Source organism: Duganella kummerowiae (genome assembly GCF_053572355.1).
Map to the genome: position 1 here is coordinate 1 of NZ_JBKFEH010000014.1, position 22266 is coordinate 22266.

A 22266-nucleotide genomic window follows, 5' to 3' on the forward strand; every position below is an offset into this window, starting at 1 on the left:
TTGGTGGAGGTAAGCGGGATCGAACCGCTGACCTCTTGCATGCCATGCAAGCGCTCTCCCAGCTGAGCTATACCCCCTGGGCACAGAAACAAAAAAGTCGCTTGCGCGACCCTTGTCAGACTACTTGTTTTAAACCTTAAAAACAATCAGTACAACAACGACCTACTGCTTTACAACTCGCTACTACTGGCGTCCCCACGGGGATTCGAACCCCGGTACTCACCGTGAAAGGGTGATGTCCTAGGCCTCTAGACGATGGGGACCCTGGACTACCGTACTACATCTGCCACACTGGTGGAGGTAAGCGGGATCGAACCGCTGACCTCTTGCATGCCATGCAAGCGCTCTCCCAGCTGAGCTATACCCCCGTGTGCTGCAGAGCCAGAATTATAGCAAAGGCTCCGCAGGATGCAAATACCCTTTTGCAACTTTGCTGCGGGTTTAATTCCCCCTCAGGCAAAACGTGCCAGGCGCGCCACAATCGCCTCGCGGCTGAACAGCGCCAGCACGGCGTCGATGGCCGGGGTTTGAAGCTGGCCGGTGACGATCAAACGCAGCGGCATGGCGATCTGCGGCATCTTCAGGCCGTTGGCGGCCAGCACTTCCTTGAGCAGGGCCGACAGCGCTTCCCTGGTCCAGTCCACCGTCTGCACGCGCTCGGCGAACTGGGCCAGGGCAGGCTTGACGGCGTCCGTCAGGTGCTGGGCCAGCAGGGCGGCATCCGGCTGCGGCTCGCGGAAGAACAGCATGGCGGCGTCGGCCAGCTCATTGACGGTGTAGACGCGTTCCTTCATCAGGCCCAGCACGGCCGGCAGCGACGGCGCGCCGTCGAACACGGCGCCATTGGCCAGCATGCGCGGCTGGGCCAGCCCGGCCAGGCGTCCGTTGTCGGCCTGCTTGATGTAGTGGTTGTTCAGCCAGTTCAGCTTTTCGATGTTGAACTGGGCCGCCGAGTTGGACAGGTGGCTGCCGTCGAACCACTGGCACAGCTGCTCCATGGAGAATACTTCCTCATCGCCATGGCTCCAGCCCAGGCGCGCCAGGTAGTTCAGGATGGCTTCCGGCAGGTAGCCCTCGGCCGGGTATTGCATGACGTTGACGGCGTCCTTGCGCTTGGACATCTTGGCGCCGTCGGAGCCCAGTATCATGGGCAGGTGGCCGTACAGCGGCAGCGGGGCGCCGATGGCGCGCAGGATGTTGATCTGGCGCGGGGTGTTGTTGACGTGGTCGTCGCCGCGCAGCACGTGGGAAATCTTCATGTCCCAGTCGTCGACGGCGACGCAGAAGTTATAGGTGGGCGTGCCGTCCGGGCGGGCGATGACCAGGTCGTCCAGCTCCTTGTTGGCGATGGTGATGGTGCCCTTGACGAAATCGTCCCAGCTCACTTCGCCGTCCAGCGGGTTCTTGAAGCGCACCACCGGCTTGCGGCCTTCCGGAATGGCGGGCAGGACCTTGCCCGGTTCCGGGCGCCAGGTGCCGTCGTAGCGGGGCTTCTGGCCGGCAGCCATGGCGCGGTCGCGCATTTCCTGTACTTCTTCCGGAGAGCAATAGCAATGGTAGGCCGTGCCCTGCTCCAGCATCTGGACCACCACTTCGCGGTAGCGGTCCATGCGCTGCATCTGGTAGTACGGGCCCTCGTCGTGGTTCAGGCCCAGCCACTGCATGCCGTCGATGATGGCTTGCACGGCTTGCGGGGTGGAACGCTCCAGGTCGGTATCCTCGATGCGCAGTACGAAAGTGCCGCCGTGGTGGCGGGCAAAGGCCCAGGAATACAGCGCGGTGCGGGCGCCGCCCAGGTGCAGATAGCCGGTCGGGCTGGGGGCGAAGCGGGTGCGGACGGGTGCGGTGGTCATTGGTTGTGCAAAAGCCGAGATATAAAACGGCTATTTTACCGCCACCGGCCCGGCCCCTGCCAGCCGGGCCGATGGCCGCCGCCGCCCCCGCTGGCCAAACGCTGGCCGGCCGCCACGCCGCGCAGGCGCCGCGGCCGCGCCCATCAGTCGTTCTTGATGACGATGGTGGGGAATTTGCTGCTCATGTCCTTGGCCTTCTCGGCGATCTTGACCGCCACCTTGCGGGCGATCGCCTTGTAAGCCTGGGCGGCGGCGCCGTCCGGTTCGGCCACCACGGTGGGCTTGCCGGAATCGGTCTGTTCGCGTATCGCCATGGTCAGCGGCAGCGCGCCCAGGAAGTCGACATTGAAGTCGCGGCACATCTTCTCGCCGCCGCCATGGCCGAAGATTTCCTCGGTATGGCCGCAGTTCGAGCAGGTGTGGGTGCTCATGTTTTCCACCACGCCCAAAATCGGGATGCCGACCTTTTCGAACATCTTCAAGCCCTTGCGCGCGTCCAGCAGGGCGATGTCCTGCGGCGTGGTGACGATCACCGCACCGGTCACCGGCACCTTCTGCGACAGGGTCAGCTGGATGTCGCCGGTACCGGGCGGCATATCGACGATCAAATAATCAAGGTCGCTCCAGTTGGTCTGCTCCAGCAGCTGCTGCAGGGCCTGGGTCACCATGGGGCCGCGCCACACCATGGGCTCATCCGGATCGATCAGGAAGCCGATCGACGATACCTGCAGGCCGTGCGAGGTCAGCGGTTCCATGGTCTTGCCATCGCGCGTCTCGGGACGGCCGGACACGCCCAGCATCATGGGCTGCGACGGGCCATAAATGTCGGCGTCCAGGATGCCGACCGTGGAGCCCTCGGCCGCCAGCGCCAGCGCCAGGTTGACCGCCGTGGTCGATTTGCCCACGCCGCCCTTGCCCGAGGCCACCGCCACGATATTCTTCACGCCCGGCAGCAGCTTCAACCCGCGCTGCACGGTGTGCGAAATGATCTTGCTGTAGACATTGACGTTGACCGAGCCCACGCCCGGCAGCGCCGACAGCGCCTGCGTCACCTGCTGGCGGATGCCGGCGTGCTGGCTCAGGGCCGGATAGCCCAGTTCGATATCGACGCTGACCGCACCGCCTTCGGCCTTCAGGTTCTTGACCGCCTTGCCGCTGACATAGTCCTTTGTTGTATTTGGATCTATCAATTTGGACAAGGCCGCCTTGACGTCTTCGACTGTGATGCTCATGTAATTCTCCGGGTTTCCGTGCACTTGAATGGCCGCAGTCTAGCGCAAAATGGCCGCCCCGGCGCGGCCGCCCATGCGCAGCCGCCCGTTCGGCTGGTAAAATGTCCCTTTTACCCACCCTAGACGTCGAGACCATGACCCGCAAGCTGTTTGTCACCACCGCCCTGCCCTACGCGAACGCCGCCTTCCATATTGGCCACATGATGGAGTACATCCAGGCCGACATCTGGGTCCGTTTCCAGCGAATGCAGCGCGACGGCGACAGCCTGCGCGAAGTCCACTTCGTGGGCGCCGACGACACCCACGGCACCCCCATCATGATCGCGGCCGAGAAGGAAGGCATCACGCCCCAGGAATTCGTGGCCAAGATCGCGGCCGGCCGCGCCCAATACCTGGACGGCTTCCATATCGCCTTCGACAACTGGTATTCCACCGATTCGCCGGAAAACGTCGAGCTGTCGCAGGGCATCTACCGCAAGCTGCGCGACGCCGGCCTGATACAGACCAAGGTGGTGCCGCGTTTCTACGACCCCGTGAAGGGCATGTTCCTGGCCGACCGCAACATCAAGGGCGAATGCCCGGTGTGCCACGCCAAGGACCAGTACGGCGACAATTGCGAAGTGTGCGGCGCCGCCTACCAGCCGACCGAACTCATCAACCCGTTCTCCGTGTTCACCAACGCCACCCCGGTGCTCAAGGATTCGGAACAGTATTTCTTCAAGCTGTCCGACCCGCGCTGCTACCAGTTCCTGAAGGACTGGCTGAACACGCCCGGCCGCCTGCAGCCGGAAATGGTCAACAAGGTCTCCGAATGGCTGGGCGAGGCCGGCGAAAAGCTGGCCGACTGGGATATCTCGCGCGACGCGCCCTATTTCGGCATCCCGATTCCTGACGCGCCGGGCAAGTTCTTCTACGTCTGGCTGGACGCCCCGGTCGGCTACCTGGCTTCGCTGAAGAACTACTTCAGCAAGAAAGGCATGGATTTCGACAGCTTCCTGAACGACCCGGCCGCCGAGCAGATCCACTTCATCGGCAAGGACATCGTCTCCTTCCACCTGCTGTTCTGGCCCGCCATGCTGAAGTTCGCCGGCCACCCGGTGATCGACAAGCTGAAGGTCAATGTGCACGGCCACCTGACCGTCAACAACGAGAAAATGTCCAAGTCGCGCGGCACCGGCATCTCGCCGCTGCGCTACCTGAACCTGGGCATGAACCCGGAATGGCTGCGCTACTACATCGCCTTCAAGCTGAACTCCAAGGTGGAAGACCTGGACTTCACCGGCGAGGACTTCGTGGCCCGCGTCAATTCCGACCTGATCGGCAAGTACGTCAACATCGCCTCGCGCTGCGCCGGCTTCATCACCAAGAAGTTCGACGGCAAGCTCGCTTCCAGCCTGTCCGACAACGCCCAGGCCTGGATCAAGCGCGCCCTGGTCACGCCCGAGGGCGTGGAGCGCCAGGCCAATATCGCCGCCAACTTCGACAGCCGCGAATTCGGCAAGGCCCTGCGCGAGATCATGGAAATCGCCGACATCACCAACCAGTACGTGGACGAGAACAAGCCGTGGATACTGGCCAAGGATGACAGCAAGGTCGCCGAGCTGCACAACGTCTGCACCGCGGCCCTGATCCTGTTCCGCCAGCTCAGCATCCTGCTGTCGCCGGTGCTGCCGGGCGTGGCCGCCAAGGTGCGCGAGTTCCTCAACGACGGCGCACCCGTGTGGAGCGATACCGACGTGGCCAGCGGCGCCGTGTGGCAGTCCATGCTGGGCCGCACCATCGGCGCCTACAGCCACCTGATGACGCGCGTGGACGCCAAGATGATCGAGGATTTGTTCGACGCTCCCAACGCGGCTGCAGCGGCCCCCGCAGCTCCCGCCGCCAAGGCCGAGAAAGCCGCCAAGCCGGCCAAGGCCGCCGCGCCCGCCGTCACCGAGACCGGCATCGAAGTGCTGGCGCCGGAAATCTCCATCGACGATTTCGTCAAGGTCGACCTGCGCATCGCCAGGATCGTCAACTGCGAACACGTGGAAGGCTCGGACAAGCTGCTGCGCCTGACCCTGGACGTGGGCGAAGGCCGCCACCGCAACGTCTTCTCCGGCATCAAGTCCATGTATCAGCCGGAAGACCTGGTCGGCAAGCTGACCGTGCTGGTGGCCAACCTGGCGCCGCGCAAGATGAAGTTCGGCGTGTCCGAGGGCATGGTGCTGGCCGCGTCGGCCGCCGACGAAAAGGCCAATCCGGGCATCTACATCCTCAACCCGTGGCCGGGCGCCGAGCCGGGCATGCGCATCCGCTAAGGGCCGCCGCATGAACGTCGTGGTGCGCGAAGCCAACGATGACGATGCCAGGCTGATCGCGGACCTGACCCGCGCGGCCTGGTCCAACAAGGTGGCCGTCACCTCCAGCGGCCACCGCGAGACAGCCGTGCAGGTCAGACAGCACCTGCGCGACGGCGGCGGCTTCGTGCTGGAAATCGATCATGAACCGGTGGGCTCGGTGCGCTGGTGCCCGCTGGACGGCGTGCACGACATCTGGGAAGTCAAGCGCATGGGCGTGCTGCCCCGCTGGCGCGGCAGCAATCTGTCGCAGCATCTGCTGGAAGCGGTGGTGCACCACGCCCAGACCTGCGGCGTGGAAGAAATCCGTCTGGCGGTACGCGCCGACCAGCCCAAGCTGATCGACTTCTACGCTGCCTACGAATTCGAACTGGCCGAGGAACTGGAATACACCGACGCCAATCCGCTCGAACCGGCGCCGCTGGTGATGCGGCGCCAGCTGCGCAGTTAAGCGGAATGTCGTTTCAGGCGATGGTGCACGACGCCCGCAACTGCGGATATCGCCCAGCCTCCCAGCAGGCAGGCTCCCAGCAGACCGGTATCGACGTGATGCGGATCGGCCACCACCCAGGCAGCAGCGCCGCCCAGCGTGCCCAGAACAGCAATTTTAACGAATGGCATGTTCATCTCCCGGCAAATAAGGAGGCTCAGCGGCAGCTCTGGCCGGCGGCTATCGCTCCTGCGATAGCGCCGCCCAGCGCGCCAAGCAAAGCGCCTACCGCACCGCCAGCAGAACCGGCAATGCTTCCTCCAATCGCGCCGCCAATGACCGCATTGGCGCATGGCGTATCCACGGGTGCCACCTGGCCCCGACTTCCCATACCGCCAGCCACGAATAGCATTTCGGTGCAATTCAGTTCCTTCATGTTATCGCTCCTTAACGTGGTTAATCACACAGAAGTGACACTATACGAGCTGAGAATATGGTCGCATTGACAATGCCCAAATACTGGTGCTGGACCACTTGTCAGCACCAGCCGCTCGGCTAAATCCAAACTCCGGTGCGCTCCAGATGGGGCGACGCCACCGGCGCGCTCCAGCGCCATGGCAGCGCGCCGCTGCGGCGCACCGCCTCGCGCACGTGGAAGCGCAGCAGGTGTTCCGCTCCCGCGAATTGCCCCACTTCCGGGCCGTCCCAGATGATCCCGGCCTCCACCGCCAGGTGCAGCAGGTCGCCGCGTTCGAAGTCGATGAACAGCAGGCCGGCGCGGCCATCCTCCAGCAGATTCCCCAGCGTGTTGAAGAAGTGGTTGCCGGCGAATTCAGGCGCGGTCAGCGTGCCGTCTTCCTCCACCCGCACGAAGCCCGGCCGCCCGCCCCGGTGCGACACGTCTGCGCCCGAATCGGCGTGGGCGCTGGCGATGAAATAGGTGTCGGCGCGGGCGATCAGTTCGCGGTCCTTCGCAGTCAATAGGGCGCTGCTGCTTACTTCCACCGCTGCCTCCTCGCCGCGCGGCGACTGCTGCCGGTTCTGGATGTATTTCGGGCAGTTGCCAAAGCTCTGGCGTACGGCGATGCGCATGACGCCGCCATCCATGTGCTCGATCACGCCGTTGACGCGGTTGCGCCGCCGTGTCATCGGCGCCAGTCCCAGCCCGCCGACCTGGTCGCCAACGCGCAGCCGGGACGCCAGCGGATCGCCGGCCAGCCAGCCGCCCGCTACCGCCAGGCTGCGCTCATCGGGGCTGCTGACGAAGCCCGGTTCGCCCACCAGCACGGTGGCCCAGGGCTGGCCGTCGCGGCCGCGGGCACCGAGCAGGAAAAATGGCAGCTCGGCGTAGAACTCGCGGTGCTGCTCAGGCATGTAGTCGCGCACGGCAATGCGGCCGACGCGCTCCATCGCCTCGCGCATGCCTTCGCGCTGCTGCAAGGCGCGCTCGCCGGCGTGGAAGGGCTCATGCGGCGCGGCTGGCATTGCGGCGGGCATGGGTTGCGCAGGCGCCGCAGCGAGCGGTACTGCGCTGGGCGGCGCAGTACCGGCCAATGCGGATGTCCGCGTACCAGGCGTCGCGGCGGAGTGGCTGATGGTGTCCATGCCGGCCTCCTACGCTACCAGGCCGGCACGGCTGGTCACCATGGGCACGAAGCCCGGCAGCGCCTCGATGCGCGCCAGCCAGGCCCGCAGGTGGGGATACGGCTGCAGCGACACCCCGCCCTCCGGCGCATGGGCGATATAGCTGTAGCCCGCCACGTCGGCGATGCTGGGATGCTGGCCCAGCACGAAGTCGCGCCCGGCCAGTTCCGCGTCCAGCACCGGCAGCACCCGGCCCGCGATGGACAGCGCGCGCTCGTGGTCCAGCGGCGCGCCGAACACAGTCACCAGCCGCGCCGCCGCCGGGCCGTAGGCGATCTTGCCGGACGCCGTGGACAGCCACTGCTGCACCTTGGCTGCCGCCACCGGCTCACGTGGCAGCCAGCGCCCGCTCCGGTCATATTTGGACGCCAGGTACACCAGGATGGCGGTGGAATCGGCCAGCACCACGTCGCCATCGCGCAGCACCGGCACCTCGCCGTGCGGATTAAGCGCCAGGAAGGGCGCGCGCTTGTGCTCCCCGCCCTTGAGGTCGACCGCCACGAACTCGAATGGCAGTTGCAGCAGATTGAGCAGCAGCTGGACGCGGTGGCTGTGGCCGGACAAGGGGAAACCGTACAAGGTGATCATCATGCGCTCCTGTGAGTGGGTGGATGGACCGAGTATAGGCAGCCCGGCGGCGCTCGATAAGCTGCCCGCCCACGCAATCAGAGTTCACTTAAAGTGCACAATCGCGCATAATACGATCACCATGGCAGACCTCGGCACCGTCAACCTGAACCGCTTGCGCATCTTCGTCACCGTGATTGAAACGGGATCGCTGACGGCTGCCGCCGCACGCCTGGGCCTGGCCAAATCCATGGTCAGCAAGCACATGCAATTACTGGAGGCCGAGCTGGGCGTCAGCCTGCTGGCGCGCTCCACGCGCCGCCTCAGCCTGACCGATGCGGGCCGCCGCTTCCATGACTCCAGCCGCCAGCTGCTGGCCGCCGCCGAACAGGCCATCACCGAAGCCCGCACCGGCCTGGAGGCGCCGCAAGGCACGCTGCGGGTGGCCGCCGCCATCGACTATGGCGTGATGGTGGTGGCGCCCTTGCTGGCGCGCCTGCGGGCGCGCTATCCCGCATTGAAGGTGGAACTGGTGTGCGGCGACAGCCTGGTCGACCTGATCGCCGAAGGCGTGGACGTGGCGGTGCGCCTGGGCCGCCTGGCCGATTCCGGCCACATGGCCGCGCGCGTGGGCAGCTTTGCGCGCTGGCTGGTGGCCAGTCCGGACTTCATCGCCCGCCACGGCCGGCCGGGCAGCCTGGAACAGCTGGCCGCCCTGCCCCACATCGCCCTCACCGTGCTGCCCCAGCCTTACAGCTTCAGCCTGACCCATACCGACGGTACGCAGCGCACGGTACGCATGCAGAACACGGTATTCGCCACCAACACCGCCTATGCCTGCCGCGCCGCCGCCCTGGCTGGCGACGGCGTGCTGATGGCCACCGGTTTCCTGGTCGGGGACGACCTGGCGGCCGGCCGCCTGGTCAAGCTGCTACCCGAGTGGACGCTGGCGCGCGGCGACATCCACGCCATCTATCCGGCCACCCGCCACCAGGCCCGGAAAGTACGCGTCTTCATCGATGCCCTGCGCCAGGCCGTGGGCGCCGACTAGCGCCCGCGCGAAGACACCACGATGCCGCCCACGATCAGCGCGAACGCCGCCGCGTGATAGCCATGCGGCGGCTCGCCCAGCAGCAGCGAGGACAGCAGCGCCGTGAACAACGGCGTCAGGTTGACAAAGAAGCTGCCGATGGCCGGCCCGGCCAGCCGCACGCCCTCGCCCCAGCAGCGGAAGGCGATCACGGCAGGGAACACCGCCACATAGGCCAGCGCCGCGCCCAGCTGCCAGCTCCACTGTACCGGCGCCGCGCCCAGCGCCTGCTCGGCCAGCGCGAAGCCGCCCGACCACAGCGCGCCAAAGCCCACCTGGGCCAGCAGGAAGGCGGCCCAGTCGGCGCGCACGGCGGCCGGCTCCGTGGTGCGCATCAGCAGCCAGCTGTAGAAGGACCACGCGATGGTGGCCAGTATCATGAACAGGTCGCCCGCCACCAGGCGCAGCTCCAGCACATGGCGCCACTCGCCGCGCGCCAGCACGATCAGCACGCCGATAATGGACAGGACCGCGCCCGCCACCTGGCGCCGCGAGATGGCCACGCCGAACCACACCCAGCCGGTCAGCATCATCCACACCGGCATGCCGGAGGCCACCAGCGTCACATTGATGGGGGTGGAGGTAGTCAGCGCCATGTACTGCAGTGCGTTGTACAAGCCTATGCCGAGCAGGCCCAGCAGCGCGTAGCGGCGCCAGTGCGGCCACAGCCCGCCGGCGCGCCACAGTTGCGGTCCCGCCAGCGCCAGCAGGATCAGGAAGGCGATGCCCCAGCGCAGGAAGTTGAGCAGCACCGGCGGCACCATGCCATGCACCATGCGTCCTACCACCGCATTGCCGGCCCACAGCAAAGGAGCCACAGTCAGCAGGAAGGCGGCGCGCGGCGACAGTCGTATCGTCATAAAGTGTGACAGGTATGCAACAACGGAGCCGAGAGCATACGCCATTCCCGGCGGCCCCGCTGTGGCAAAGATAGAATTACCGCCGCCGCCCCGCACGCGGTAAAATAACCAGTTGTCGATACTATTCCATCACATCCCATGAAACTGCTTTTCAAACAACATCGCAAGTACGAATCCGAGCACACCCTGTTCATCAAGGCGCTGAAGGAAAAAGATCCGGGCATCGACCAGCGCCAGCAGGAAGGCCGCGCCCTGCTGTGGGACCGTCCCTCGACCTCGCTGGCCGACCAGCAGCGCCTGCGCGAATCGGCTGTCAAGCAACAGGCTTACGTGTACCAGAACAAGCTCTAAGCTTCGGGGACGGCAGGGATGTTGCCAGAACAAGCGGCCGGCGTGGAAACGCCGCCGGAACCACTTGCCGTCCCGGCCCCCGCCGAGACCGGTCCCGCACAGCCTGCCCCGGCCGACAAGACCACCGAGGCCGCGCTGGCCCGCCTGTACGGCGAGCCCATGCTGCAACTGCCCACCGACCTCTACATCCCGCCCGATGCGCTGGAAGTGTTCCTGGAAGCCTTCGAAGGCCCGCTGGACCTGCTGCTGTACCTGATACGCAAGCAGAACTTCAACATCCTCGACATCCCCATGGCCCAGGTCACGCTGCAATACCTGCAGTACGTGGACCAGATCCGCTTGTCCAACCTGGAGCTGGCCGCCGAGTACCTGCTGATGGCCGCCATGCTGATCGAGATCAAGTCGCGCATGCTGCTGCCGCAGCGCCAGCACGACCTGGAAGTGGACAGCGAAGACCCGCGCGCGGAACTGGTGCGGCGCTTGCTCGAATACGAGCAGATCAAGCTGGCCGCCCACGACCTCAACGCCATCCCGCAAGTCGGGCGCGACGTGGTCCGTACCCAGATCCACATCGAGCAAAGCCTGGTGACGGCCTGGCCGCACGTGGATGCGGACGACCTGCGGCAAGCCTGGGCCGACCTGCTCAAGCGCGCCAAGCTCACCCAGCACCACAAGATCAGCCGCGAGGAATTGTCGGTGCGCGAGCACATGACCGCCATCCTGCGCCGCCTGCAGTCATCGCGCTTCGTCGAATTCGCCGAGCTGTTCGAGCCCGGTGGCGGGGTGCCGGTGGTGGTGGTCAATTTTGTCGCCCTGCTGGAGCTGGCCAAGGAAACCCTGATTGAAATCACCCAGGCCGAGCCGTTCGCACCGATCTACGTGCGGCTGGCCTACTCGCCGGCCTAGGCCGGCACGAACCAGCGCCTCCGCGCTCCATGACATGAAAATCATCACCACCATCCAAGAACTGCGCGACCAACTCAGCGGCCAACTGCGCACCGCATTCGTTCCGACCATGGGCAATCTGCACGAGGGCCACCTCTCGCTGATGCGCCTGGCGCGCAAGCATGGCGACCCGGTGGTGGCCTCCATCTTCGTCAACCGCCTGCAGTTCGGCCCCAACGAGGACTTCGAGAAATACCCGCGCACCTTCCAGGCCGACGTCGAGAAGCTGGAAAAGGAAGGCGTGTACGTGCTGTTCGCGCCCACCGAGAAAGACCTGTACCCGGAGCCGCAGGAATACCGCGTGCAGCCGCCGGACGGCCTGGGCAACACGCTGGAAGGCGAATTCCGCCCCGGCTTCTTCAACGGCGTGTGCACCGTGGTGACCAAGCTGTTTTCCTGCGTGCAGCCGCGCGTGGCGGTGTTCGGCAAGAAGGATTACCAGCAGCTCATGATCGTGCGTAACATGGCGCGCCAGTTCGCGCTGCCGACCGAGATCATCGGCGCCGAGACCTACCGCGCCGAGGATGGACTGGCGCTGTCGTCGCGCAATATGTATCTGTCGGAAGCGGAGCGCGCCGAAGCGCCGGCTTTGTTCCAGAGCCTGAACTTCGTCGCCAACGAGATGCGCGCCGGCCACCTGGACGTGTTCCAGCTGGAGCACCGGGCCATGGACGACCTGGCCAAGCGCGGCTGGAAGCCGGACTATATTTCGATCCGCAAGCGCGCCGATTTGCAGCCGCCCAACGCCGGCGACCTGGCGCAGGGCACGCCGCTGGTGGTGCTGGCCGCCGCCAAGCTGGGCACCACGCGCTTGATCGACAACCTGGAAATCTGAGCCTTGGGAACGGGCGGCGCCGGCGCCGCCACCCTGGGAATGGCGTTGTTGATCAGGAAGGCCATGACCGTGATGTTCACGGTCGTAAAAGCAAGGAACATCGCCACCATCCAGCGCAGCATATTGTTAAAGCCGGCTTCCATCTTGGCTTCCATTTGAGCGAAGCGGACATTCATGTCAGCCCGTAATGCGTCGATCTTGGAATCGGCCTGCACGAAGCGCACGTCCGTATCGGCGCGCACGCTGGCGATCTGCGCACTGGTGCCGGTCTGGGCCGCATCAAGCCGTGCGTCCAGGTAATCCTTCAGGTGCGAATTGTCCTCGGGGCTGTTCATCAAACCATGATCGGCCGCACGGCAGCCGCTGTCAACCCGGTCCGCGCCTGCGTTTGTCCCGCCGCAAGCCGGTGTCAATCCGCCACGTTCTGGGCCCAGGCCAGGGCTGACAGATGTGCCTGGTTGACTTCCAGCGGGCTCAGCTTGAGCGAGGCCGCCAGCAAGGACACCAGGTGGGAATTCAGTTCGCAGGCCTCGGCCAGCGCCAGTTAGGGGCCGTACTTGCCGCCGCGCGTCAGCAGGGCCGCCACCACATCCTCCGACAGCTGTACGCTGTCCAGCACCTCCGCCATGGGGATGCCCAGCAGCCGGTCCAGCAGCGAAAACATGCCGGCCACGAAAACCTGCTCGGCCTCGCCCTGGCCCAGCGCGGCTTCGACCTGGGCAATGTCGGCATTTTGCTGCACCATATGCATCAGTTGCAGCACCAGGGCCTGGGCGGGGTTCAGCCCCCTGGCATGGTTGCCGGGACGCGGCGTGAGATGCAGCTTGCCGACAAAGGCGTCCAGCCCCAGCGCGGCGCTGGCGTCGAAATCGGCCCAGGTGGACACGGGACGACCCACCATGGGCACGCTGCTGTGCTTGAGACCGGCATACACACGGGCCTGGGCCGCCTTATCGGCGCCCGAGCACTTGACTTCCACATAGGAACAGATGGAGGGCAGGCGGCTGCCGATGCGCGCCAGGTCGGCCTCGCGCAGCAGCACGCCACGCCGCCGGCGCGCAGCGCCTGCACGGCCGCGAGGGTATCGGGATGGGCCAGCTCGCTGGTGCGTATCGACAGCACGGTGCGCTCGGGCGGCAGCCGGTGCAGGGCATCGGTGGACAGCATGGCCGGGACGGCCTGCAGGAACAGGATTTTGTGACGTAGCAGCCAGCCCAGCTCGCCGCCCCGCACCTGGCGGTGACCAAGCCGAGCAACGCTACAGCCCGTCCGCCGAGGGGACGGCCCCGGCCGGCTGCTGCCTGCCCAGTCCATACCCGGCCACACGCTGGCGCGGATCAAGCAGGGCCTCGCGGACGAGGAAGTGGGTCTGGTGCATGATGGGGACCAGGGCCTGTGCGCCGCGTCATACGCAGGCCCTGGCGGCGGCAGCCGCTGACCGCCTCAGGCGCCCAGCTTCTCGAAGATCTTGTTGAGCTTTTCGTCCAGGGTGGCGGCGGTGAACGGCTTCACCACATAGCCATTGGCGCCGGCCTGGGCCGCCGCGATGATGTTTTCCTTCTTGGCTTCGGCGGTCACCATCAGCACCGGCAACTTGGCCAGGGCGGGATCGGCGCGTATGTTCTGCAGCATGGTCAGGCCGTCCATGTTAGGCATGTTCCAGTCCGACACGACGAAGTCGAACGATTCGGCGCGCAGCTTGGCCAGCGCCATGACGCCGTCCTCTGCCTCGTCGACGTTGGCATAACCCAGTTCTTTTAACAGATTCCGGACGATGCGTCGCATCGTCGAAAAATCGTCAACAACCAAAAATTTCATCTTCGGATCAGCCATGAATTACTCCGTTGTTTCTCTACGCGGTTATTTAATAATGCCTGCAAGTGCCAGCAAGTTGTAGCATAGCATTTTCGTTGCGGCAACGCGAACAAAGTAGCAGTAAAACGTCAGTTGACGCCACTGCCACCATGTTACACCCGCAACGCCCGCATGCCGTGTTGTGCAAGGTAACCGAGCACCATCCCCGGCAAGGCCTGCAACGCACCGATTTCGTGCGCGGCGCCCACGGCAATGGCCTCGCGCGGCATCCCGAACACGACGCAGCTGGCTTCGTCCTGGGCAAAATTATACGCCCCGGCATTTTTCATCTCCAGCATGCCGGCCGCGCCATCCTTGCCCATGCCGGTCAGGATAACACCGACCGCGTTCTTGCCGGCCGCCTGCGCCGCCGAACGGAACAGCACGTCCACCGACGGCCGGTGCCGGTTGACCGGCTCGGCCTGGTCGATACGGGTCATGTAGTTGGCGCCGCTGCGGGTCAGGTACAGGTGCGAATGGCCGGGTGCGATGTAGGCGTGGCCCGGCAGCACGCGTTCGTTGCCCTGGGCCTCCTGCACCGAAATCTTGCACAGCGTGTCCAGGCGTTTGGCAAACGAGCGGGTGAAGCCTTCCGGCATGTGCTGGGTGATCAGGATGCCGGGGCAGTCGGACGGCATCTGCATGAGGAATTCGCGGATCGCCTCGGTGCCGCCGGTGGAGGCGCCGATGATGATCAGCTTTTCCGACGACATCAGCGGGTTGCGCAGGGCCGGCAGCGGGGCCGCGCCGTCGGCGCCCGGCTGCGGCAGGGTGCGGGCGCGCACCCTGGCCTTGGCGGCGGCGCGTATCTTGTCGGTGATCAGCTCGGTGTATTCGCGCATCCCGGCCTGGATCGAGATCTTGGGCTTGGTGACAAAGTCGACCGCGCCCAGTTCCAGCGCCCGCATGGTGATTTCCGAGCCGCGCTCGGTCAGCGAGGACACCATCACCACCGGCATGGGCCGCAAGCGCATCAGCTTTTCCAGGAAATCCAGTCCATCCATGCGCGGCATTTCCACGTCCAGGGTCAGCACGTGGGGATTGGTTTGCTTGATCAGCTCGCGCGCCACCAGCGGATCGGGCGCGGTGCCGACCACCTCCATGTCGGGCTGGCTGTTGACGATCTCGCTCATCACGCTGCGTATCAGCGCCGAGTCATCCACGATCACCACTTTGATTTTGTTCATAAAACGCTACTTTCCGGGACACACCCTATCAGAACAGATCCACTTCGCCCCCCACCGGCGCCTTCTTGAGCCGGCTGGCGTATTCGATTTCGCGCTTGGCCAGGGTGTCGTTATGGCTTTGCATCAGCTTCTTGACCAGCACCTTGCCGCTGCGCGGAAAGAAATATACCTTGCGCGGGTGGATGTCGTTCAAGTCCTCGGCCACCACGCGGATGCGCTCCGTCTTGAGGAAATTGAGCACGAAGGCTGCGTTGCGCTCGCCCACGTTGATGGCGGTGAAGCCCTTGAGCACGGCGCCGCCGCCAAACACCTTGGCTTCCATGTTCTCGCGCTTGGCGCCGGCCTTGAGCAGGTCATTGATCAGGATTTCCATGGCGTAGCTGCCGTAGCGCGCGGAGGCCGAGGCCGGGCCGCTTTCGCCGCCGCCGTCCGGCAGCATGAAGTGGTTCATGCCGCCCAGGCCGGTGGTGCGGTCGCGTATGCAGGCTGACACGCAGGACCCCAGCACGGTCACGATCAGCATGTCCTTGTTGGTGAAATAATATTCCCCGGGCAGTATCTTGGCAGCCTCGCAGTCGAAGGTCCGGTCGTAATACACATTGGTGGCGAATTGTTCCAGGTCCATGTGCGCTCCTAGGGACGTTTGCGGGCCGACGCGGCCGCATCGTCCAGTTCGTACACGGTCTTGCCGCGCAGTTTCAGCGATTCCGACACGTACAGGAAGTTCTCGGAATGCCCGGCAAACAGCAGTGCATCCGGCTTCATCATGGGCACGAAGCGCGACAGGATCTTGCGCTGGGTGGCCTTGTCGAAGTAAATCATCACATTGCGGCAGAAGATGGCGTCGAACTGGCCGCTCACGGGCCAGCCGTCGGCCAGCAGGTTGAGCTGCTTGAAGGTGATCATGTTGCGCAGCTCGTTGCGCACCCGCACCATGCCCTCGCGGTCGCCCTTCCCTTTCAGGAAAAAGCGGCGCTGGCGCTCGGCTGACATCTTGTCCAGCCGGTCCATGGTGTAGACGCCATTGGCGGCCGTGGCCAGCACGTTGGTGTCGATGTCGGTCGCGATGATCTGGCAGTTGGGCGTGAGCGTGTTGAAGGTTTCGCACACCGTCATGGCGATCGAATATGGTTCCTCGCCGGTCGAACTGGCCGAGCACCAGATGCTGAGCGGTTCGCGCTTGTTCCTGATGTGTTCGGCCAGCAGCGGAAAATGGTGGGCTTCGCGGAAGAACGACGTCAGGTTGGTGGTCAGCGCATTGGTGAAGGCTTCCCACTCCTCGCCCAGGTGGCCGGCTTCCAGCTCGTCCAGGTACTTGGCAAAGGACGAGATGCCGGTGGCGCGCAGGCGGCGCGCCAGGCGGCTGTAAACCATCTCCTGCTTGCTGTCGGCCAGCGAGATGCCGGCGCGCTTGTAGATCAGCGCGCGCACGCGCTCGAAGTCGCGCGCGTGAAAGTCGAATTCCTTGACCGTGTCTTTAGTCTGCGGCATTTGTTAAATCCTTTGGTGACTGGAACAATGCCTGGCCGGCAGTGCCGATGTTACTTCAAAACTCTTCCCATTCGTCGCCGGACGGGGCTGCTGTGGCCTGCTTTTTCGCAGCCGGGGCCGGTGCGGCCACCGCCACCGCGCGGCTGGCCGGCTTGGCCACGGCCGGCTTGGCCACGGCCTTGGGCGACGGCTTGGGCGCGGCCGGCACAGGCGCTGGCGCGGCGGCGCGGCGCTGCCCGTCATGCGACAGCTTGAAGATGCTGACCGCTGCGGCCAGCTTGATGGCCTGCTCCTGCATGCTCTCGGCGGCGGCGGCGGCCTGCTCCACCAGGGCCGCGTTCTGCTGCGTCATTTCATCCATCTGGCCTATGGCGCGGTTGACTTCCTCGATGCCGTTGCTCTGTTCCTGGGTGGCGGCCGTGATCTCGCCCATGATGTCGGCCACTTGCTTGATGGAGGTGACGATCAGCTCCATGGTCTGGCCGGCCTCGTCCACCAGCTTGCTGCCATTGTCCACCTTGGTGACGGAATCGCCTATCAGTTCCTTGATTTCCTTGGCGGCGCCGGCCGAGCGCTGGGCCAGGTTGCGCACCTCGGACGCCACCACCGCGAAACCACGGCCCTGCTCGCCCGCACGGGCCGCTTCCACCGCCGCGTTCAGGGCCAGGATATTGGTCTGGAACGCGATGCCGTCGATCACGCCGATGATGTCGGAAATCTTGCGCGAGCTTTCCTTGATCGAGCCCATGGTCTCGACCACCTGGGACACCACGCTGCCGCCCTTTTCCGCCACCGAGGACGCCGACACCGCCAGCTGGTTGGCCTGGCGCGCATTGTCGGCGTTCTGGCGCACGGTGGAGGTCAGTTCCTCCATGGAGCTGGCGGTTTCCTCCAGCGAGCTGGCCTGCGACTCGGTGCGGGCCGACAGGTCGGCGTTGCCGGAAGCGATTTCCTGCGAGGCCGTGGTGATCAATTCGCTACCCTCGCGCACCTCGCCCACGGTAAGGGCCAGGCTGGAATTCATGTCCTTGAGCGCCTGCAGCAGTTCGCTGGTTTCATCCTTGCCCTCCACTTCCACCTGCGAGGTCAGCTCGCCGCTGGCCACCTTCTGCGCCACTGCCACGGCGCCCGACAGCGGCCCCACGATGGAGCGGGTGATGACCGCAGCGCACACCACGCCCAGGCCCACCGCCACGGCGCCCAGGCCGAACAGCAGCAGCATCAGGCGGCGGTCGGCGGCCACCGAACCGTCCATCACGTCCTGCGAGGCGGTGTGCTGCAGCTCGACCAGCTTGTTGATCAGGACCAGGCTCTGGCTGCTCAGGGGGTCGATGCGGCCGGCGATGATCTTGGTGCCGCCCTCGGTGTTGAAGGCCAGGATCTGGCCGATGGCTTCCTTGAAGGCGGCATCGGTCTGGGCATCGGTGGCGGCCAGCTCATCGAGGATTTTCTTTTCCTGGTCCGTCACCCCCAGGGTTTTCAGCTGGTTCAGGGCCTTGTCGTAGCGGGCGCGCTGCTCCTTGACCTTGGCTTCTTCCTTCTGCATCAGGCTGACGTCCGACTGCAGGCCGATATTGCGCATGGCGATACCGGTTTCCAGCATCGCGCTTTTCATGGCGCCGGCCTGCAGGCTCTTGGCGTCGGCCTGGGCCAGGCCATGGTTCAGGCTGGACTTGTTGTTGTGGTTAAGGATGTTGGTCAGGATAACCATCGCGACCAGTATCAGCAGTATGCTGCCAAACCCCATGCCTAGACGCACGCCTATCTTGAAGTCGCGCAGATTCATGTTCCGTTCTCCCCCTTGCTTCCCGCTTGTTATCTATCTTGTTATCTATCTTGTTATCTATCTTGTGCTGCGCGTGCGCCTAGGCGGCCAATTGTTCCGACAAGCCCATTTCCGGGCTGGACATCAGGCGGTCGATATCGACCAGGATCAGCATGCGCTCGGCTATGGTGCCCAGGCCGATGATGTAGTCGGAACTGAAGCTGCTGCCCATTTCCGGCGCCGGCTTGAGCTGGTCCGCCGCCAGGCTGGTGACGTCCGACACGGCGTCCACCACCATGCCCACCACCCGTCCGCCGATATTGAGGATGATCACCACGGTGAACTGGTCGTAGGTGGCCTGGCCCAGGTGGAACTTGATGCGCATGTCCACCACCGGGATGATGATGCCGCGCAGGTTGATCACACCCTTGATGAATTCGGGCGCGTTGGCGATGCGGGTCACCGCCTCGTAGCCGCGAATTTCCTGCACCTTCAGGATGTCGATGCCGTATTCCTCGGAGCCGAGCTTGAAGGCCAGGAATTCGCGTCCGGCGATGTCGCTGGCCGCGCTGGGAAGGAGGTCTGCCATGGTGTCACCCTAAAGGTTGTTGGATCAGGAAAAAATCGATTCGTCTGCCAGCTGGCGCGCCGAACGTATCAGCGCCGCCACGTCCAGGATCAGCGACACGCCGCCGTCGCCCAGGATGGTGGCGCCGGATATGCCGGCCACCTTGCGGTAATTGGATTCCAGGTTCTTCACCACCACCTGCTGCTGGCCCACCAGGTCGTCGATGAACAGGGCCGCCTTGCGCCCTTCGGTCTCGATGATGACCACGATGCCCTGGGTCGGATCGGTGTGGTTGGGGGTGATGTCGAACATCTGGTGCAGCGGCACCAGCGGCAGGTATTCGCCGCGTACCTTGACCACCCGGCCCTTGCCGCTGATTTCCTTCACATCCTCGGCCGCCGGCTGCAGCGATTCCACCACGAAGCCCAGCGGCAGGATGTAGACTTCCTCGCCGACCCGGATTGACATGCCGTCCAGGATGGCCAGCGTGAGCGGCAGCGAGATCGAGATGGTGGTGCCGAAGCCCTTGGCCGAGCGGATGTCCACCACCCCGCCCATGGCCGTGATATTCCGTTTGACCACGTCCATGCCCACGCCGCGGCCGGACACGTCGGTCACCACCTCGGCGGTCGAGAAGCCGGGCGCGAAGATCAGCTGCCACACTTCGGCGTCGGTCATGGAGTCGCTCACGGCCAGGCCGTTCTGCTGCGCCTTGGCCAGGATTTTTTCACGGTTCAGGCCGGCGCCGTCGTCCGACACTTCGATGATGATGTTGCCGCCCTGGTGGCTTGCCGACAGGAACAGCCTGCCGGCGTCGGTCTTGCCGGCGGCGCGCCGCACGGCCGGAGTCTCGATGCCATGGTCGACCGAGTTGCGCACCAGGTGCGTGAGCGGATCGACGATGCGCTCGATCAGGCCCTTGTCCAGTTCCGTGGCGGCGCCGTTGGTGATGAAATCGACCTTCTTGCCCATCTTGTTGGCCAGGTCGCGCACCATGCGCGGGAAACGCGAGAACACGAAGTCCATGGGCATCATGCGGATCGACATCACGGCTTCCTGCAGGTCGCGCGTGTTGCGGGTCAGCTGGCTGACGCTGTTGAGCAGGCGCTGGTGCACCATGGGGTCCAGGGTGTCGATGCGCTGCTCTATCATGGCTTGCGTGATCACCAGCTCGCCCACCAGGTTGATCAGCTGGTCCACCTTTTCGATCGATACGCGGATCGAGGACGATTCGGCGCTTCCGGCGCCGCCCCCGCTCTTTTCCGCCTTTTCCTTGTCTTCCTTGCGGCGCTTCTTGTCCTGCTCTTCCTGCACGGCGGCGGCGCTGGGCGCCTCGGCCACGATGCCGGCGGCGGCGCGTATCTGCTCGATGGGCTGGAAGAAGCCGTAGCCGCGCGCATCGTCGGAGGCGGCATCGGCATTGGCGCGGATCTCGTCCAGCGGCTGGAAGAAGCCATAGCCCTCGCCCTGCTCCGCCCCCTTGGGCGCGACCGGATCGAAGAAGCCGTAGCCCAACGCATTCTCGACCCGGGCCCGCTCGGCCGATTCCAGCGCGGCCTGGCCCTCGCTCAGGGCCGGCAGTTCGGACACCGTCATCTGGTCGGTGTCGACCACGAAGGAGCAGATGGCCAGGATATCGTCCAGGCTTTCGTGGGTGGTGACCACCATGGCGTTGCGCTCGTGGTCCAGCGGCGTGATGGACACCTCGCCCATCAATCCGAGTTCCGCACCCAGCGCGGTCACCTCGCGGTGCGCCATGGCCGGCAGTTCCAGCCGGTAGCGCCTGCCGCCGCTGTGGTCCACCGATTTCGCCTCGGGCGCGGCCGCGAACGAAGCCACGTGGGCCATGGCGGCCACCGGCACGTCCTGCGACAGCGACTGCAGCATCATGCGCACGTCGCCCACCGCGTCCTGGTCCACGGCGCTGCCGTTGCGGTGCCCGTCCAGCTGCATCTTGAGGATGTCCTTGGCGGCCAGGAAGGCGTCCACGTGCTCGGCGGTGAGCGCCATCTCGCCCTTGCGGATGCGGTCCAGCAAGGTCTCCAGCACGTGCGTGACTTCTATCATGTCGGTGACGCCGAAGGTGGAAGCGCCGCCCTTGATGGAATGGGCGGTGCGGAACACGGCGTTCAAGTCCTCGGTATCCGGGGACTCGACGTCTATGCCCAGCAGCAGCCTTTCCATTTCAGCCAGCAGCTCCTCGGCCTCGTCGAAGAAGACCTGGTAGAACTGGCTAATGTCGATGGTCATGGTGATACCCTGTCTGATTGCCGGCTCAGCCGATGACCTTTTTCACGACCTCGATCAGCCGCTGGGGATCGAAAGGCTTGACCAGCCAGCCATTGGCGCCGGCGGCGCGGCCCTTGGCTTTCATCTCATCGGAGGATTCGGTGGTCAGCATCAGTATCGGGGTCTTCTGGTAGGCGGGCAGGCCGCGCAGTTCGGCGATCAGCTGCAGGCCGTCCATCTTGGGCATGTTCTGGTCGGTCAGCACCAGGTCCACGGCCTGCTGCCTGGCCTTGTCCAGGCCGTCCTGTCCATCCACCGCCTCCACCACCTGGTAACCGGCCGCCTTCAGGCTGAAGGCCACCATCTGGCGCAGGGAGCTGGAATCGTCTACTGCTAATATCGTCTTGGCCATGTCACTCTCGCTTTATAAAGGTCGGGGCGCGCGGCCCGCGGTTATTTCAGGTTCGGTCGGCGGTCAGAACAGCTCGATGTCGCCGCTTTCCAGGTGTTTTTGGCTCACTGCCTTGCGCAGCACGCTGCGCAGTTCCAGACTCTGTATTGCCAGCGCCATGCTGACCTTGCCCAGCAATTCCACGATAGTGTCATTGTCGCTTTCCGGCAGCATCTCGGCGCCATGCGCGCCCAGCGTGCCCAGGAATTCGCGCAGCCCGGTCACGCGTTTCAGGGTGCGGTCCAGCAGCTGGCTGGTCATGTCCTGGAACTGCATGCTGGTGATGGCCGCGTTCACATGCTGGCCGACCTGGGCGCTGAGCGCCTCCAGCCTGGCGCGCGCCTCGGCGCTGGCCGTGCCGCCGTCCAGCAGCAGCTGGATGGTGGCCTGCTCGGCCTGCACCGCCTGGTGGATGGCCATGAAGTTGTAGGACAGCTTCTCGATCGCTTCCTCCAGCAGCAGGCCGGTCTGTATCAAATCGGTCTCGACCTCCGTCAGGTGGCGCCGTCCGTGGTCCGACACGCCGGACAGCAGGCGCTTGACGTGCGAGCCTAATATCTTTTTTCTTGTCATAA

At 64.8% G+C, this 22266-nt stretch carries 23 protein-coding genes and 3 tRNA genes; 6 read left to right on the top strand and 20 right to left on the bottom strand.

Going from position 1 to position 22266, the window contains the following annotated elements; genetic code table 11:
* Position 1: 1 nt before the first annotated feature.
* From ACLB1G_RS18200 to apbC, 5 genes are all read right to left on the bottom strand, one after another.
* Positions 2-77, bottom strand: a tRNA-Ala gene (locus ACLB1G_RS18200).
* Between the two features lie 110 nt (positions 78-187).
* Positions 188-263 (bottom strand) — tRNA-Glu (locus ACLB1G_RS18205).
* A 29-nt stretch (positions 264-292) separates the two neighbouring features.
* Positions 293-368: transfer RNA gene (locus ACLB1G_RS18210), tRNA-Ala, on the bottom strand.
* Positions 369-452: 84 nt separating this feature from the next.
* Positions 453-1853, bottom strand: coding sequence for a glutamate--tRNA ligase (gene gltX / locus ACLB1G_RS18215; RefSeq protein ID WP_491628651.1), 1401 nt, complete (start codon positions 1851-1853; stop codon positions 453-455).
* A gap of 143 nt (positions 1854-1996) precedes the next feature.
* Positions 1997-3085, bottom strand: coding sequence for an iron-sulfur cluster carrier protein ApbC (gene apbC / locus ACLB1G_RS18220; RefSeq protein WP_491628652.1), 1089 nt, complete (start codon positions 3083-3085; stop codon positions 1997-1999).
* Positions 3086-3219: 134 nt separating this feature from the next.
* On the opposite strand from apbC, the gene metG reads away from it, so the two are divergent.
* On the top strand, positions 3220-5385 hold the full coding sequence (gene metG / locus ACLB1G_RS18225; RefSeq protein ID WP_491628653.1) for a methionine--tRNA ligase: 2166 nt from the start codon (positions 3220-3222) through the stop codon (positions 5383-5385).
* Between the two features lie 10 nt (positions 5386-5395).
* The gene (locus tag ACLB1G_RS18230) at positions 5396-5875 is read left to right on the top strand and encodes a GNAT family N-acetyltransferase (RefSeq protein WP_491628654.1); all 480 of its coding nucleotides are present in this window, start codon (positions 5396-5398) and stop codon (positions 5873-5875) included.
* Here the strand turns inward: ACLB1G_RS18230 and ACLB1G_RS18235 are convergent.
* The 4 genes from ACLB1G_RS18235 to ACLB1G_RS18250 all read right to left on the bottom strand — a co-directional run bounded on the left by ACLB1G_RS18235 (position 5872) and on the right by ACLB1G_RS18250 (position 8089).
* On the bottom strand, positions 5872-6045 hold the full coding sequence (locus ACLB1G_RS18235) for a hypothetical protein (RefSeq protein WP_491628655.1): 174 nt from the start codon (positions 6043-6045) through the stop codon (positions 5872-5874). The genes ACLB1G_RS18230 and ACLB1G_RS18235 overlap by 4 nt on opposite strands.
* 26 nt (positions 6046-6071) lie before the next feature.
* The gene (locus ACLB1G_RS18240) at positions 6072-6290 is read right to left on the bottom strand and encodes a hypothetical protein (RefSeq protein WP_491628656.1); all 219 of its coding nucleotides are present in this window, start codon (positions 6288-6290) and stop codon (positions 6072-6074) included.
* Between the two features lie 119 nt (positions 6291-6409).
* Positions 6410-7351, bottom strand: coding sequence for a pyridoxamine 5'-phosphate oxidase family protein (locus tag ACLB1G_RS18245; RefSeq protein ID WP_491628657.1), 942 nt, complete (start codon positions 7349-7351; stop codon positions 6410-6412).
* Positions 7352-7468: 117 nt separating this feature from the next.
* Entirely contained in the window at positions 7469-8089 is a 621-nt protein-coding gene (locus ACLB1G_RS18250; RefSeq protein ID WP_491628658.1) for a glutathione S-transferase family protein, read from the bottom strand.
* 118 nt (positions 8090-8207) lie between these two features.
* Here ACLB1G_RS18250 and ACLB1G_RS18255 point away from each other — a divergent pair, with 118 nt between their 5' ends.
* On the top strand, positions 8208-9116 hold the full coding sequence (locus tag ACLB1G_RS18255; RefSeq protein WP_491628659.1) for a LysR family transcriptional regulator: 909 nt from the start codon (positions 8208-8210) through the stop codon (positions 9114-9116).
* Here the strand turns inward: ACLB1G_RS18255 and ACLB1G_RS18260 are convergent.
* Positions 9113-10015, bottom strand: a complete 903-nt coding sequence (locus tag ACLB1G_RS18260) for a DMT family transporter (RefSeq protein ID WP_491628660.1) — start codon at positions 10013-10015, stop codon at positions 9113-9115. The two genes, ACLB1G_RS18255 and ACLB1G_RS18260, sit on opposite strands and share 4 nt — an antisense overlap.
* 138 nt (positions 10016-10153) lie before the next feature.
* On the opposite strand from ACLB1G_RS18260, the gene ACLB1G_RS18265 reads away from it, so the two are divergent.
* The 3 genes from ACLB1G_RS18265 to panC are packed head-to-tail and all read left to right on the top strand — an operon-like array spanning position 10154 to position 12146.
* Complete coding sequence (locus ACLB1G_RS18265) at positions 10154-10366, top strand: DUF3460 family protein (RefSeq protein WP_491628661.1); 213 nt, start codon at positions 10154-10156, stop codon at positions 10364-10366.
* Between the two features lie 18 nt (positions 10367-10384).
* Positions 10385-11272 carry a segregation and condensation protein A gene (locus ACLB1G_RS18270; protein ID WP_491628662.1) on the top strand — a complete coding sequence of 296 codons (888 nt, stop codon included), beginning with the start codon at positions 10385-10387 and terminating at the stop codon, positions 11270-11272.
* A 34-nt stretch (positions 11273-11306) separates the two neighbouring features.
* On the top strand, positions 11307-12146 hold the full coding sequence (gene panC / locus ACLB1G_RS18275) for a pantoate--beta-alanine ligase (RefSeq protein WP_491628663.1): 840 nt from the start codon (positions 11307-11309) through the stop codon (positions 12144-12146).
* Between the two features lie 544 nt (positions 12147-12690).
* Here the strand turns inward: panC and ACLB1G_RS18280 are convergent.
* The 10 genes from ACLB1G_RS18280 to ACLB1G_RS18325 all read right to left on the bottom strand — a co-directional run bounded on the left by ACLB1G_RS18280 (position 12691) and on the right by ACLB1G_RS18325 (position 22264).
* Complete coding sequence (locus ACLB1G_RS18280; RefSeq protein WP_491628664.1) at positions 12691-13188, bottom strand: YuxH family protein; 498 nt, start codon at positions 13186-13188, stop codon at positions 12691-12693.
* A 401-nt stretch (positions 13189-13589) separates the two neighbouring features.
* Positions 13590-13979, bottom strand: a complete 390-nt coding sequence (gene cheY / locus ACLB1G_RS18285; protein ID WP_008450066.1) for a chemotaxis response regulator CheY — start codon at positions 13977-13979, stop codon at positions 13590-13592.
* A 134-nt stretch (positions 13980-14113) separates the two neighbouring features.
* Entirely contained in the window at positions 14114-15187 is a 1074-nt protein-coding gene (locus tag ACLB1G_RS18290; protein ID WP_491628665.1) for a protein-glutamate methylesterase/protein-glutamine glutaminase, read from the bottom strand.
* Positions 15188-15215: 28 nt separating this feature from the next.
* On the bottom strand, positions 15216-15812 hold the full coding sequence (gene cheD, locus ACLB1G_RS18295) for a chemoreceptor glutamine deamidase CheD (RefSeq protein WP_491628666.1): 597 nt from the start codon (positions 15810-15812) through the stop codon (positions 15216-15218).
* Positions 15813-15820: 8 nt separating this feature from the next.
* A complete protein-coding gene (locus tag ACLB1G_RS18300; protein WP_491628667.1) occupies positions 15821-16678 on the bottom strand; it encodes a CheR family methyltransferase in 858 nt (285 codons plus the stop codon).
* Positions 16679-16733: 55 nt separating this feature from the next.
* A complete protein-coding gene (locus ACLB1G_RS18305; protein ID WP_491628668.1) occupies positions 16734-18464 on the bottom strand; it encodes a methyl-accepting chemotaxis protein in 1731 nt (576 codons plus the stop codon).
* A gap of 79 nt (positions 18465-18543) precedes the next feature.
* Positions 18544-19032, bottom strand: a complete 489-nt coding sequence (locus ACLB1G_RS18310; protein ID WP_491628669.1) for a chemotaxis protein CheW — start codon at positions 19030-19032, stop codon at positions 18544-18546.
* A 24-nt stretch (positions 19033-19056) separates the two neighbouring features.
* Positions 19057-21261 carry a chemotaxis protein CheA gene (gene cheA / locus ACLB1G_RS18315; RefSeq protein WP_491628670.1) on the bottom strand — a complete coding sequence of 735 codons (2205 nt, stop codon included), beginning with the start codon at positions 21259-21261 and terminating at the stop codon, positions 19057-19059.
* A 25-nt stretch (positions 21262-21286) separates the two neighbouring features.
* Complete coding sequence (locus ACLB1G_RS18320; RefSeq protein ID WP_491628671.1) at positions 21287-21652, bottom strand: response regulator; 366 nt, start codon at positions 21650-21652, stop codon at positions 21287-21289.
* Between the two features lie 63 nt (positions 21653-21715).
* A complete protein-coding gene (locus tag ACLB1G_RS18325; protein WP_491628672.1) occupies positions 21716-22264 on the bottom strand; it encodes a chemotaxis protein in 549 nt (182 codons plus the stop codon).
* Between the last annotated feature and the right edge of the window lie 2 nt (positions 22265-22266).